Source organism: Paraburkholderia caballeronis (assembly GCF_900104845.1).
GTDB classification, from domain to species: domain Bacteria; phylum Pseudomonadota; class Gammaproteobacteria; order Burkholderiales; family Burkholderiaceae; genus Paraburkholderia; species Paraburkholderia caballeronis.
Genome location: NZ_FNSR01000002.1, coordinates 1,116,451 through 1,128,322, shown reverse-complemented (window position 1 = coordinate 1,128,322; position 11,872 = coordinate 1,116,451). Strand labels below are relative to the sequence as shown.

Annotated in this window: 11 protein-coding genes; 1 reads left to right on the top strand and 10 read right to left on the bottom strand. The window is 67.6% G+C overall.

What is annotated here, in order from left to right:
- Positions 1 to 2: 2 nt before the first annotated feature.
- The 9 genes from BLV92_RS21540 to BLV92_RS21495 all read right to left on the bottom strand — a co-directional run bounded on the left by BLV92_RS21540 (position 3) and on the right by BLV92_RS21495 (position 10,567).
- Complete coding sequence (locus tag BLV92_RS21540; RefSeq protein WP_090548566.1) at positions 3 to 1,508, bottom strand: basic amino acid/polyamine antiporter; 1,506 nt, start codon at positions 1,506 to 1,508, stop codon at positions 3 to 5.
- Between the two features lie 70 nt (positions 1,509 to 1,578).
- On the bottom strand, positions 1,579 to 3,900 hold the full coding sequence (locus BLV92_RS21535; protein ID WP_244283884.1) for an Orn/Lys/Arg family decarboxylase: 2,322 nt from the start codon (positions 3,898 to 3,900) through the stop codon (positions 1,579 to 1,581).
- A 400-nt stretch (positions 3,901 to 4,300) separates the two neighbouring features.
- On the bottom strand, positions 4,301 to 5,077 hold the full coding sequence (gene hpaI, locus BLV92_RS21530) for a 4-hydroxy-2-oxoheptanedioate aldolase (RefSeq protein ID WP_090548563.1): 777 nt from the start codon (positions 5,075 to 5,077) through the stop codon (positions 4,301 to 4,303).
- Positions 5,078 to 5,100: 23 nt separating this feature from the next.
- Positions 5,101 to 5,904 carry a 2-oxo-hept-4-ene-1,7-dioate hydratase gene (hpaH, locus tag BLV92_RS21525; RefSeq protein ID WP_090548561.1) on the bottom strand — a complete coding sequence of 268 codons (804 nt, stop codon included), beginning with the start codon at positions 5,902 to 5,904 and terminating at the stop codon, positions 5,101 to 5,103.
- A 38-nt stretch (positions 5,905 to 5,942) separates the two neighbouring features.
- Positions 5,943 to 6,344: a 5-carboxymethyl-2-hydroxymuconate Delta-isomerase gene (locus BLV92_RS21520; protein ID WP_090551306.1), complete on the bottom strand. Its 402-nt coding sequence runs from the start codon at positions 6,342 to 6,344 to the stop codon at positions 5,943 to 5,945.
- Positions 6,345 to 6,371: 27 nt separating this feature from the next.
- Positions 6,372 to 7,241 (bottom strand): 3,4-dihydroxyphenylacetate 2,3-dioxygenase, encoded by an 870-nt coding sequence (gene hpaD / locus BLV92_RS21515; protein ID WP_090548558.1) that lies wholly within the window; start codon positions 7,239 to 7,241, stop codon positions 6,372 to 6,374.
- A 315-nt stretch (positions 7,242 to 7,556) separates the two neighbouring features.
- On the bottom strand, positions 7,557 to 9,014 hold the full coding sequence (hpaE, locus tag BLV92_RS21505) for a 5-carboxymethyl-2-hydroxymuconate semialdehyde dehydrogenase (RefSeq protein ID WP_090548556.1): 1,458 nt from the start codon (positions 9,012 to 9,014) through the stop codon (positions 7,557 to 7,559).
- A gap of 30 nt (positions 9,015 to 9,044) precedes the next feature.
- Positions 9,045 to 9,803, bottom strand: coding sequence for a fumarylacetoacetate hydrolase family protein (locus tag BLV92_RS21500; protein ID WP_090548554.1), 759 nt, complete (start codon positions 9,801 to 9,803; stop codon positions 9,045 to 9,047).
- Positions 9,800 to 10,567: a fumarylacetoacetate hydrolase family protein gene (locus BLV92_RS21495; RefSeq protein ID WP_090548553.1), complete on the bottom strand. Its 768-nt coding sequence runs from the start codon at positions 10,565 to 10,567 to the stop codon at positions 9,800 to 9,802. Before BLV92_RS21495 ends, BLV92_RS21500 begins: the two co-directional genes overlap by 4 nt.
- Positions 10,568 to 10,748: 181 nt before the next feature.
- Here BLV92_RS21495 and hpaR point away from each other — a divergent pair, with 181 nt between their 5' ends.
- Positions 10,749 to 11,144, top strand: coding sequence for a homoprotocatechuate degradation operon regulator HpaR (gene hpaR, locus BLV92_RS21490; RefSeq protein WP_090551303.1), 396 nt, complete (start codon positions 10,749 to 10,751; stop codon positions 11,142 to 11,144).
- A gap of 85 nt (positions 11,145 to 11,229) precedes the next feature.
- Here hpaR and BLV92_RS21485 read toward each other — a convergent pair whose 3' ends face one another.
- Positions 11,230 to 11,562 (bottom strand): thioredoxin family protein, encoded by a 333-nt coding sequence (locus tag BLV92_RS21485; protein ID WP_090548550.1) that lies wholly within the window; start codon positions 11,560 to 11,562, stop codon positions 11,230 to 11,232.
- Positions 11,563 to 11,872: the final 310 nt, after the last annotated feature.

Below are 11,872 nucleotides of genomic sequence, written 5' to 3'. Positions count from 1 at the left end.
CGTCAGCCGATCGACACGACGCCCTTCGCGAACAGCACGAACGCGATCACGGCGACGACGAACAGCACGATCGCGGCGACGCGTTCGCGGCCCGTGAACACCGGCCCCTGCGGGTCCTTCTCGCGCTGCGCGTACCAGAACACCGGAATGCCGACGACGAAGAAGATCGTGGACATCAGCAGGTAGGTCGGGCCGGCCGCGTACAGCAGCCACGCGGAATAGACGGTGCCGAGCACGCCGGTCCACAGCGACGCGCGCTTGCCTTCGCCCGTGTGGACCTGGAAGTTCTTCTGCACCGCGCACCGCCACAGGAAGCCGGTGCTCGCGAGATACGGCGGCAGGATCATCACGCCGGCGACGCTGATGAGCCAGATCCATGCGTCGTGCGCGAACAGCACGACGAACATCATCACCTGCATCACCGCGCTCGACAGCCACAGCGACGGCGCGGCCGCGTGGTGGCGGTTTTCATGCGACAGCACGCGCGGGAAGATGTTGTCCTTCGCGGCCGCGTACGGCAGTTCCGCGACCAGCACGGTCCACGCGAGCCAGCAGCTCAGCACCGAGAACAGCAGCGCGACGACGACGAAGATCGCGCCCCAGTGGCCGACGAGTTGCTGAAGCACGTACGCGGACGACGGGTTCTGCAGGCCGGCGAGCTGGTGCTGCGACATCACGCCGAACGGCAGCGCGGACAGCAGGAAATACAGCGTCGTGCAGACCGCGAGGCCGATGAACGTCGCGGTGCCGACCTGGTGCTGGTTGCGCGCGCGGTCCGACACGACGACCGCCCCCTCGATGCCGATGAACACCCACAGCGTGACGAGCATCGTGCTCTTGACCTGCGCGAGCGTGCTGCCGAGGTGCTGCTGCTGGCCCCACACGTCGAACGAGAAATGCCCCTTCTGGAAGAACAGCGCGATCACGACGATCGCGACCGACAGCGTGATGATGTTCACGACGCTCGCCATCGTGTTCAGGATCGCGGTCCGCTTCACGCCGGACAGCACCATGAAGTGCATCGCCCAGATCAGCAGCGAGCCGCCGACGATCGACTGCCAGTTCTTGCCGTCGAGCGACGGAAAGAAGTAGCCGAGCGTCTGCATGATGAGTACCGCGAACGCGACGTTGCCGAACGCGGAACTGAGCCAGTAGCCCCACGCCATCTCGAAGCCGGCGAACTTGCCGAAGCCTTCGCGCGCATACGAATAGATGCCGGCGGTGAGGTCGGGGCGCTGGTCCGCGAGCGTGCGGAACGAGTTCGACAGGAAGAACATGCCGACCAGCGTGACGACCCACGCGATCGCGATCGCGCCGAGGCCCGCGCCCGCGGCCATGTTCTGCGGCAGGTTGAACGCGCCGCCGCCGATCATCGAGCCGACGACGATGCCGCTCAGCAGCAGCAGGCCGAGCTTGCGGGTATCCGGCCCGCCGCCCGACGCCGTGGGTTTCGCGGGGACCGGCGGCGTGCCGGACACGGCGGGCTTCTCTGCTGTAGGTTGACTCATTGCAGTTCTCCGGGTGGGTGGGACCGGCGGCATCGGGTCGATGGCCGGAGCGGTCGCGGGGCTTGCGGGTTTATCGGTTCGACGCGGGCGGCTCGGGCTGCGGCCGTGCGACGACGTTCACGCGGTACGCGCCGTCGTCCACTTCGACGCCGTGGATGTCGTGCGTGAAACCGGGGAACGCGTGGTCGAACGTTTCGAGCGCCTTCAGGTAAGCGAGCACCGGGCCGTCGGCCGGGCCCGCGTTCTCGCCGGGCATCAGCAGCGGAATGCCGGGCGGATACGGAACGACGCCGGTCGCGACGGTGCGGTTGGCGAGGCCGTCGAGCGTGACCGTCTCGACGTTGCCCTTCACGAGTCTTTCGTAGGCCTGCACCGGGCTCAGGTCCGGCGACGGCAGCATCGAGAACGCGTGCGCGAGCCGGTCGGTCGAGCGCAGCGCGCGCATCGTGTCGAACATCGCGGCCGCGAGATCCTTCAGGCCGAGACTGCCGTAACGCGCCGGATACGCGCGCGCGAGCGACGGCAGCACCTGTTCGAGCGGCGCGTTGTTGTCGTAGTCGCGGCGGAAGTCGAGCAGCGCGTTCGCGAGCGTGCCCCACTTGCCCTTCGTCACGCCCATCGAGAACAGGAACAGGATCGTGAAGTCGGTGGTCTTTTCGACGACGATCCCGCGCTGGTCCAGGTAGCTCGTGACGATGCAGGCCGGGATGCCGGTCGCGGCCAGTTCGCCGCTTTGCTCGACGCCGGGCGTGACGATCGACACCTTGATCGGGTCCAGCATGCAGTAGTCCGCGTCGAGACCGTCGAAGCCGTGCCACGCGTCGCCGGCGTTCAGCGTCCAGCACGACGGGTCGGTCGCGAGGCGCTGCGGGTCCGCGAGATGGAACGGCACAGGGCCGGTCGCTTCCTGCACCACCGGCGGCTGCCACGCGTTGAAGAACCATTCGCCGCGCGCCGCGAACTCCGCGTTCAGGCGCGACATCATCTGGCGGAACGCGATGGCCTCGTGGATCGACTCCGACGTCAGCGCGCGGCCGCCGGGGCCGTCCATCATCGCGGCGCTCACGTCGTTCGACGCGATGATCGCGTATTGCGGCGAGGTGGACGCGTGCATCATGAACGCCTCGTTGAAGCGCGCATGCTCGATCGGCCGGCGGCCGTCGCGCACGTGGATCATCGACGCCTGCGACAGCGCGGCGAGCAGCTTGTGCGTCGACTGCGTCGAGAACACGGTGGGCCGCGACGCGTCGTGGTCCTTCGGCTCGCCGTGCATCGCAAAGCGGCGCTCGTACAGCGGATTGAAGCGCGCGTAGCCGTACCACGCCTCGTCGAAGTGCAGCCGGTCCACGCTCTGGCCGAGCAGCGCCTCGACGCGCGCGACGTCATAACAGAGGCCGTCGTAGGTCGAGTTCGTGATGATCGCGTGCACCGGCGTCGGGTCGATGCCGTCGCGCACGAGCGGGTTCGACGCGATGGCGTCCTTCAGCGCGGCCGGCGTCAGCCGCGACGGCGGAATCGGGCCGATGATCCCGTAGCGGTTGCGGGTCGGCAGCAGGTAGGTCGGGATCGCGCCGGACAGCGTCATCGCGTGCTCGACCGACTTGTGGCAGTTGCGGTCGCACAGCGCGATCTGGTCGCGCGTGACGCTCGCCATCAGGATCACGCGGTTCGACGTGGACGAGCCGTTCGTCACGTAGTAGGTCCGATGCGCGCCGAACACGCGCGCCGCGTAACGCTCGCCTTCGCCGATCGGCCCGGAATGGTCGAGCAGCGAACCGAGTTCGCCGACCGAGATCGACAGGTCCGAGCGGAACAGCTCCTCGCCGAAGAAGCTGAAGAACGCGCGGCCGACCGGCGACTTCAGGAACGCGGTGCCGCCCGTGTGGCCGGGCGTGTGCCACGAATATTCGTACACCTGCGAGAACTCGACGAGCGCGCGGAACATCGGCGGCAGCACGTGCTCGCGATAGCGGCCGATCGCGGCGGCAATCCGGCCGCCGATGAAGTCCGGCGAATCGTCGTACAGCCAGATGAAGTCGTCGGCCTTTTCCATCGCGTCGGCCGGGACCGACGACGCCGCGTGGCGGTTCGCGAGCAGGAACACCGGCAGCGTCGCGCTGCGCGCGCGGGCCTCGTCCAGCACCGCGAGCGCACCCGCATGCTCGGGATCGTCGTGCAGGTCCCAGTCGAGCAGCACGCACTGGATCGACGCGTCCGCGCCGAGCACGGCGCGCGCGTCGTCGGCGGAGTTAGAGCGGATCACGTCGATCCGGCGTTCGGCGAGGTCTTCCGCAAGCACGCGCGCGGCACGGCCCGCCGACGTGTCGTCGGCCAGTTCGTTGCTGACGAGCAGCGCGCGCATCGGGAAGCGATCGGTGATGGTCCGGATCATGTCGGAGGCTCCTTCCGGTCGGCCGTCGCGAAGCGGCGGGATCGGGTGTCGACGGACAGCGTTTGGGTATCCCGATGTCTTGTTCCGCTTTTCGTACAGACGCATCGGATTCTTCTGGCCGTACGATAAGAGTCGCCGCGCGCCCGCGATTGATTTGAGTCAAGCGTGGTGCGGGGGGCATGAACGGAATGCGGCGGAGAACGCGCAAAGGCCCGACAGGCGGGCCTTCGTATTTCGGATCGCTTAGTGCGTCTGGATCGGGATCAGGCAGGCAATCGCATGGATTGCCTGCGTGGCCGCCCGATGCTGCGATGCGGGAGTGGCGGATGGGGCGCCAATGCGGAACGGGTCACGTGAAAGACGCGTTCGAGGTGCGCGTCAGCGACGACGCGAACCGGCTTCAACGCGCGTCGGGCTTGAACCGTCGCGCGAGTGCGTTTGCTGAACGACTCAACAGACCGACGTCGGTGCCGACCGCGACGAACGTCGCGCCTGCTTGCAGATAATCGTCCGCGAGCGCGGGGTCCGCGGTCAGCACGCCGGCCGCTTTTCCGCATTCGCGCACGGCGTGGATGCCTTCGACGATCGCGCGGCGCACCGGCTCCGCGCCGGTCTGGCCGATCAGCCCCATCGACGCGCTCAGGTCCGCCGGGCCGAAGAACACGCCGTCGACGCCGTCCACCGACGCGATTGCCGCGAGGTTCGCCAACGCGGTCGTCGTTTCCGCCTGCACGAGCACGCATAACTCGTCGGCGGCGGTGCGCGGGTAGTCGGCAAGCGTATTCCAGCGCGACGCGCGCGCAATCGCGCTGCCGACGCCGCGAATGCCGTGCGGCGGATAACGCGTGGCGGCGACGGCCGCGCGCGCGTCGTCGGCGTCGTCGACCATCGGGATCAGCAGCGACTGCGCGCCGATGTCGAGCAGTTGCTTGATGAGCGCGCTGTCGTTGCGCACCGGCCGCGCGACCGGATGCGACGGATACGGCGCGACCGCCTGCAACTGCGCGAGCATGCTGCGCACGTCGTTCGGCGCGTGTTCGCCGTCGATCAGCAGCCAGTCGAAGCCGGCGGTCGCGAGCAGTTCGGTGACGTACGGATCGGCGAGCGCGGCCCACAGGCCGATCTGCGGACGGCTTTGCGCGAGCGCGCGCTTGAAGGGATTGGCGGGTGCGGGCATGTTCGTCGGGGGCCGTCTGGAGATCAGATGAAGTTGAAGCCGATGCCGCCGAGCGGCCCGTAATCGGCATGGAATGTGTCGCCGGCGACGGCCGGTATCGGCGCGGTGAACGAGCCGCTCAGGATCACGTCGCCCGCTTCGAGCGATTCGTCGTGGCGCGCGACGCGGTTCGCGAGCCACGCGACGCCGGTCGCCGGATGGTTGAGCACCGCCGCCGCGAGCCCGCTTTCCTCGATCGCGCCGTTCCTGTATAGCAGCGCGCCGACCCAGCGCAGATCGACGTCGAGCGGCCGCACCGGACGGCCGCCGAGCACGACGCCCGCGTTCGCCGCGAAGTCGGAGATCGTGTCGAACACCTTGCGCGGGGCCTTCGTTTCGCGGTCGAACTGCTCGATGCGCGCGTCGATGATCTCGATCGCGGGCGTCACGTACGCGGTCGCGTCGAGCACGTCGAACAACGTGACGCCCGGCCCCTTCAGCGGGCGGCTCAGCACGAACGCCAGTTCCACTTCGATGCGCGGCGCGATGAAGCGGTCCGCGCGGATGTCCGTGCCGGCCTCGATGAACATGCTGTCGAGCAGCGGCGCGTAGTCCGGCTCGTCGATCTGCGACGAGCGCTGCATCGCGCGCGACGTGAGGCCGATCTTGCGGCCCTTGATCGTATGGCCGGCCGCGAGCTTCAGCTTCACCCACTCGCGCTGGATCGCGTAGCCGTCGTCGATCGTCATGTCGGGATACGCGCGCGAGAAGTGGCGCAACTGCGTGCGCGTGCGTTCCGCGTGGTCGAGCTGCGCGGCCAGTTCGCGGCGGGTTTGCGGGTCTAGCATGGCGGGGTCCTGGGTGGCGGGCGGCGTGCGACGTGCGGTCAGGTTTTCAGGCGGGCGTGCAGGTTGTTGTGCTTCCACGATCCTGCTTCGCTGAACTCGGCGATTTCGAGCGACAGCGCCAGTCCGCGCTGCGCGAAGTCGTTTTCGAAGTGGCGTTTGATCGCGTCGAACAGCGCGTCGCCGGTCGCCTTGCGCACGGCCGGCGAGCGGCCCGCGGCGATCTTCAGGCAGCCATGCACGAACGCGTTGTCCGGCGCGCCGTCCGCGACGAAGTAGTGGTCGCAGCGCAGCGCGCGCGTGCGGATGCCGCCGCGCGGATAAACGCGCGCGCCGGTTTCGTCGCGCTGTGCATCGAGCACGTGCGCGAGCGTTTCGCACAGGCGATAGAGGCTTGCGTCGTCGGCCAGGTTCGCGCTGTATTCGAGTGTCAGGTGAGGCATCGCGTGGTTCTCCGATCCCATGCAGGTTCAGGCAGCGGCCGGCAGCGGCATGACGGGCAGCACCGCATTGATCTGCCCGGTGCCCGAACTGCCGAAGTACGGCGTGACGATGTCCGCGCGGCCTTCGTAGCGGTCCCAGCCGAGCGCGCCGAGCAGCATCGCGGTGTCGTGCATGCCGCCTTCGCCCCAGCATTTGTCGTTGTACATCGGCAGCATTGCGCAGAACGTCTTCCAGTCGCCTTGTTCCCACAGCGATACGACGTGCCGGTCGGTCTGTTCGAGGAACGGGTCCCAGACCTTGTGCATGAACGTTTCGGCGGTGCCGTTGTTCGCGAAGTGATGACTGAGCGAGCCGCTCGCGAGGATCGCGACGGTGCCGTCGTAGTGGTCCTCGATGGCGCGGCGCACCGCGAGGCCGAAGCGCGCGCTCGTCGCGAGGTCGTGCCACATGCACCAGCCGGCGACCGACACCGTGCGGAAATGCTGGTCGCCGTTCATGTAGCGCATCGGCACCAGCGTGCCGTATTGGGGCGCGAGCGTCGTTTCGCTGTGCGCGCGGGTCTTGATGCCCATGCCGTTCGCGACGTCCGCGATCGTCTGGCCGAGCGCGACGTTGCCCGGATACGCGTATGGCATGTTGCGGATGAAGTGCGGCAGCTCGTTGCTTGTATAGACGCCTTCGAAGTGCGGCGCGCAGTTGATGTGATATTCGCTGTTCACGAGCCAGTGCACGTCGAACACGACGATCGTGTCCACGTCCAGTTCGCGGCAGCGCCGGCCGATTTCGCGGTGGCCGTCGATGGCGGCTTGCCGGCAGCCTTTGTGCGGGCCGTCGAGTTCGGACAGATATAGCGACGGTACGTGAGTGACCTTTGCTGCCAGCGCGAGTTTGCCCATCGCGTGTGTCTCCTGTGTCGATCGGAGTTAGCGCTTCAGCGCTTACTCCGATCCCATGCAAAGCTGTCGATCCGGAGTTAGCGCTTCAGCGCTTACTCCGATCCCATGCAAGGCGGTCGATCGGAGTTAGCGCTTCAGCGCTTACTCCGATCCCATGCAAAGCGGTCGATCCGGAGTTAGCTCTTTAGCGCTTACTCCGATCCCATGCAAAGCGGTCGATCCGGAGTTAGCGCTTCAGCGCTTACTCCGATCCCATAAAGATGCCTGCTGTCTGTTCTGTCGTGTTTACCGCATCTCCGCAGCCGGGCGAGTCCGTCACACGCCCCAGCGCGGAATGTGATGCGAGCCGAGCGACAGGCAGACGTTCTTCGGTTCGAGAAACACCTCGTAGCTCCACGTGCCGCCTTCGCGGCCGACGCCGGACGCCTTGGTGCCGCCGAACGGCTGGCGCAGGTCGCGCACGTTCTGGCTGTTCACGAAACACATGCCGGCTTCGATCGCGGCGGCGACGCGGTGCGCGCGGCCCGCGTCTCCGGTCCACACGTAGCTCGACAGCCCGTACGCGATGTCGTTCGACAGCCGGATCGCATCGGCTTCGTCGTCGAACGGAATCAGGCACGCCACCGGGCCGAAGATTTCCTCCTGCGCGATCCGCATCCGGTTGTCCACGTCGACGAACACGGTCGGCGCGACGAAGTTGCCGTGCTTCAGCGCGTCGGGCAGCGTGGGCATATCGAGCCCGCCGCACGCGAGCGTCGCGCCTTCCTTCGGCCCGAGTTCGATGTAGCTGCGCACCTTCGCGAGATGCGCGGGCGAGATCATCGGCCCGACGATCGTCTTTTCGTCGAGCGGATCGCCGACCGCGACGCGCTTCGCGCGCTCGACGAAGCGTTCCGCGAACGTCGCGTAGATCGACCGCTGCACGAGGATGCGCGAGCCGGCCGTGCAGCGTTCGCCGTTGTTCGAGAAGATCATGAACACGGCCGCGTCGAGCGCGCGTTCGAAGTCGGCGTCGTCGAAGATCACGAACGGCGACTTGCCGCCGAGTTCCATCGAAAACTTCTTCAGGCCCGCGGCCTGCACGATGCGGTTGCCGGTCGCGGTCGAGCCGGTGAACGACACCGCGCGCACGTCCGGATGCGCGACGAGCGGCTCGCCGGCCTCCTTGCCGTAACCGTGCACGACGTTCAGCACGCCGGCCGGGATGCCCGCTTCGAGCGCGAGCCGGCCGAGCATCGACGCGGTGAGCGGCGACAGCTCGCTCATCTTCAGCACCGCCGTGTTGCCGAACGCGAGACACGGCGCGACCTTCCACGTCGCGGTCATGAACGGCACGTTCCACGGCGAGATCAGCGCGCACACGCCGACCGGATGGAACAGCGTGTAGTTCAGGTGCGTCGCGGTCGGGTAGGTGTGGCCGTCCACCGCCGTGCAGACTTCCGCGAAGTAGCTGAAGTTGTCGGCCGCGCGCGGCACCAGTTGCTTGCCGGTCTGCGAGATTGTCTGGCCGGTGTCGTTGGTCTCCGTCTGCGCGATTTCCGGCACGTTCTTCGCGATCAGTTCGCCGAGGCGGCGGATCAGCTTCGCGCGTTCGCTCGCGGGTTTCGCGGCCCACGCGGGAAACGCGTCCTTCGCGGCAGCGACCGCCAGCGCGATTTCGTCCGCGCCGCCGCGCGCGACTTCGGCGAGCACGCCTTGCGTGGCCGGGTTCACGGTTTCGAAGTAGTCGCGCGACGCGTGCGCGCGGCCGTCGATCAGATGTTCGATTCGCATGCCGTTGAGGTTCCTCGATGGTCGGGTCGGTCAGCCGCGCGCGAAGTCGGCGTCCGACGCGATCGTGTTCACGAGACGGCCGAGGCCGTCGATCTCGCACGCCACTTCGTCGCCGGCGTTTACGTTGACGACGCCTTCCGGCGTGCCGGTCAGGATCACGTCGCCGGGCGCGAGCGTCATGAAGCCGCTCAGGTATTCGATCAGTTCGGGAATGCCGGTGACGAGGTCGCGCGTGTTGCCGCGCTGCTTCAGTTCGCCGTTGACCCATGTGCGCAGTTCGAGCGAGCCGACGTCGGCGACGTCCGCCGCATCGACGAGCCACGGGCCGAGCACGGTGCCGCCGTCGCGGTTTTTTACCCGCAGGTTCGGGCGGTAGTAGTTTTCGAGGTAGTCGCGGATCGCGTAGTCGTTCGCGATCGTATAGCCGGCGACGTATTGCATCGCGTCCGCGCGCTTCACGTTGCGCGCGACGCGGCCGATCACGACCGCCAGTTCGCACTCGTAGTGCATGAACGTGACGTCGGCCGGACGCCGCGTATCACCGCGATGGCCGATCACGCCGCCCGGTCCCTTCAGGAACACCAGTGGCTCTTCCTGCTTCGAAAACTGAAGCTCCTTCGCGTGTTCCGCGTAGTTGAGGCCGAGCGCGAAGATCGTGCCGGGCTCGAACGGCGGCAGCCACACGACCTCGTGTTCGTCGCGGACGCGGCCGTCCGCGAGCCGCACGCGGTCGCCGTCCGGCGTCGCTTCGTGGATCGCGCCTGCATAGGCGACGCGGCCGCGTTTCATGGTTCGGCTCCTTCGCGCGCGGCGACGAACGCGATGTCGAGCGGCGGCCAGTCCGCGAGGGTCAGCGTCGCGTGCTCGCCCGCATGCGCGACCGGCGCGCGGTGCGGGACGCCGAGCGTCAGCACGTCGCCGGCCGCGAGCGTCATGAAGTCGGTCACGTCCGCGAGCAGTTGCGCGACGCCGCGTATCGACGTCGCGGTGCTGGCGGTAAACGTCGGGCGGCCTTCGATGCCGACCGCGATCGGCAGCGCGTCGGGATGGGCGACGTGGCGCTTCGCGAGCACCGCGGGGCCGATCACGCAGAAGCGGTCGCGCGCGCGAAAGCGCACCGACGGGCGATACACGTTGTCGTGCGGCACGCACAGGTCCGCGACCAGCGTATAGCCGGCGATATAGTCGAACGCGTCGGCCTTCGCGACGCGCGACGCGGTTCGCCCGATCACGATGCCGAGCGACGCGCCGACCTGTACGCCGTTCTCGTCGTCCGGCACGTCGACCCGCGCGCGATGGCCGGCGAGCGTGTTGCGCGGCTTCAGATACAGGATCGGCGCTTTCGGCGGTGCCTTGTATGGCGCGGCGTTGACCGCGTCGCCCAGCGCGGCGAGCGCGTCGCGGTCGTTCAGCAGCGTGCCGTACACCGCGCCGCTCACCGGCGCGCGGCAACGCACGCCGGCCGCGAGCGCCGCGCGTGCGGATGCCGCATCGACGTCGCGCGGCAGCGGCTCGCCTTCGACGTGCAGCAGATGATCGGCTACGGAAAACATGAGTGGCGTCGTCGTCGCATAAACACTAACATGTTAGCGATGGTGCGCCTGCTACCATCCGGAGTCAATCGCGAGCCGGTGGGTTCGCGGGTTTTTCCTGGGTCAAGAATCGTTTCCGAACGAAGCCAACATGTCCGGTTCCTCGTCGTCCGCCACGCGGGTTCGGCACCGCAATCTGCCGATGCTGCTGCTGCGCGCCCGCGAAAAAATGATGGAGCGCTTTCGCCCGCTGATCACCGCGCACGGGCTCACCGAGCAGCAGTGGCGCGTGATTCGCGCGTTGAACGAAAGCGGGCCGCTGGAGCCGCGGCAGATTTCCGACCTGTGCACGATATCGAGTCCGAGCATGGCGGGCGTGCTCGCACGGATGGAGACGCTTGGACTCGTCACGAAGGAACGCTTCGCTGACGACCAGCGGCGCGTGCTCGTCACGCTGACGAAGAAGAGCCATCAGCTCGTGAAGGCGATTTCGAAGGAGCTGGAGGCGCGGTATAGCGCGCTGGAGCGGGAGGTCGGGCCGGAGGTGGTGGAGCGCGTGTATCGCGCGATCGACGATCTGCTGGCCGGGCTCGAATGACGGCGGGCACGTCGGTTGCGATCGCGTGCTGCCGTCGAGGGTGAGGATTTTCGGGAGCCGGCCGTCGTCGAGCCGGCAAACGTCGTTACGCGTTCGGAGCGAGCGCGGCGAAGGCGTCCGCGAGTTCGGCCGCGTTCGTCGGGCGCACGACGCGCGCGACTTCCGCGCCGTCGCGCAGGAACACGAGCGTCGGCCATAACTTCACGCGGAACGAGCGGCCGAGCGGGCGGCCCGGACCGTCTTCGACCTTGAGATGCCGCACGTCGGCGTGCGGCGCGAACGCTTCGGCAATCAGCGGCTGCGCGCCGCGGCAGTAGCCGCACCAGTCGGTGCCGAACTCCAGCACCGCGAGGCCGGCGAGCGAATCGATTTCGGCGCGCGTCGGCGCGGTCGTGGCATAGGGGGCGGGGGTACTCATCGCGAATCCTTCCGTTGACATGCCTCCTACGATACCGCATCGGTTCGAAGCGTTCAGCGCGTGCTTCGGCCGGTGCCGGGTTGCGGCACGATGGCGCACGAAAATGCAAAGGTGAGGTAATTCGGGAGTGAGGCATGAGCGCCGGGGGGCGCGCACCTTTGGGCGGTTTGGCGTTTGCGAATCGTCGTGCCGTCTAGACAACGCAAAGAAAAAAGACCTTGAAAACAAGGGGTAAACGGTGTTCGGCAGAATGTTCGTGGCGTCGCTTGTCGCTGAACGGGAACGACGCCGGACGCCGTGCGGAGTCAGA

Coding starts and splice junctions, on each gene's coding strand:
- BLV92_RS21485 (WP_090548550.1), bottom strand. CDS start 11,562: ATGAGTACCCCCGCCCCCTATGCCACGACCGCGCCGACGCGCGCCGAA.
- BLV92_RS21495 (WP_090548553.1), bottom strand. CDS start 10,567: ATGTTTTCCGTAGCCGATCATCTGCTGCACGTCGAAGGCGAGCCGCTG.
- BLV92_RS21520 (WP_090551306.1), bottom strand. CDS start 6,344: ATGCCTCACCTGACACTCGAATACAGCGCGAACCTGGCCGACGACGCA.
- hpaE (WP_090548556.1), bottom strand. CDS start 9,014: ATGCGAATCGAACATCTGATCGACGGCCGCGCGCACGCGTCGCGCGAC.
- hpaI (WP_090548563.1), bottom strand. CDS start 5,077: ATGCCCGCACCCGCCAATCCCTTCAAGCGCGCGCTCGCGCAAAGCCGT.
- hpaD (WP_090548558.1), bottom strand. CDS start 7,241: ATGGGCAAACTCGCGCTGGCAGCAAAGGTCACTCACGTACCGTCGCTA.
- BLV92_RS21500 (WP_090548554.1), bottom strand. CDS start 9,803: ATGAAACGCGGCCGCGTCGCCTATGCAGGCGCGATCCACGAAGCGACG.
- BLV92_RS21535 (WP_244283884.1), bottom strand. CDS start 3,900: ATGATCCGGACCATCACCGATCGCTTCCCGATGCGCGCGCTGCTCGTC.
- hpaH (WP_090548561.1), bottom strand. CDS start 5,904: ATGCTAGACCCGCAAACCCGCCGCGAACTGGCCGCGCAGCTCGACCAC.
- BLV92_RS21540 (WP_090548566.1), bottom strand. CDS start 1,508: ATGAGTCAACCTACAGCAGAGAAGCCCGCCGTGTCCGGCACGCCGCCG.
- hpaR (WP_090551303.1), top strand. CDS start 10,749: ATGCTGCTGCTGCGCGCCCGCGAAAAAATGATGGAGCGCTTTCGCCCG.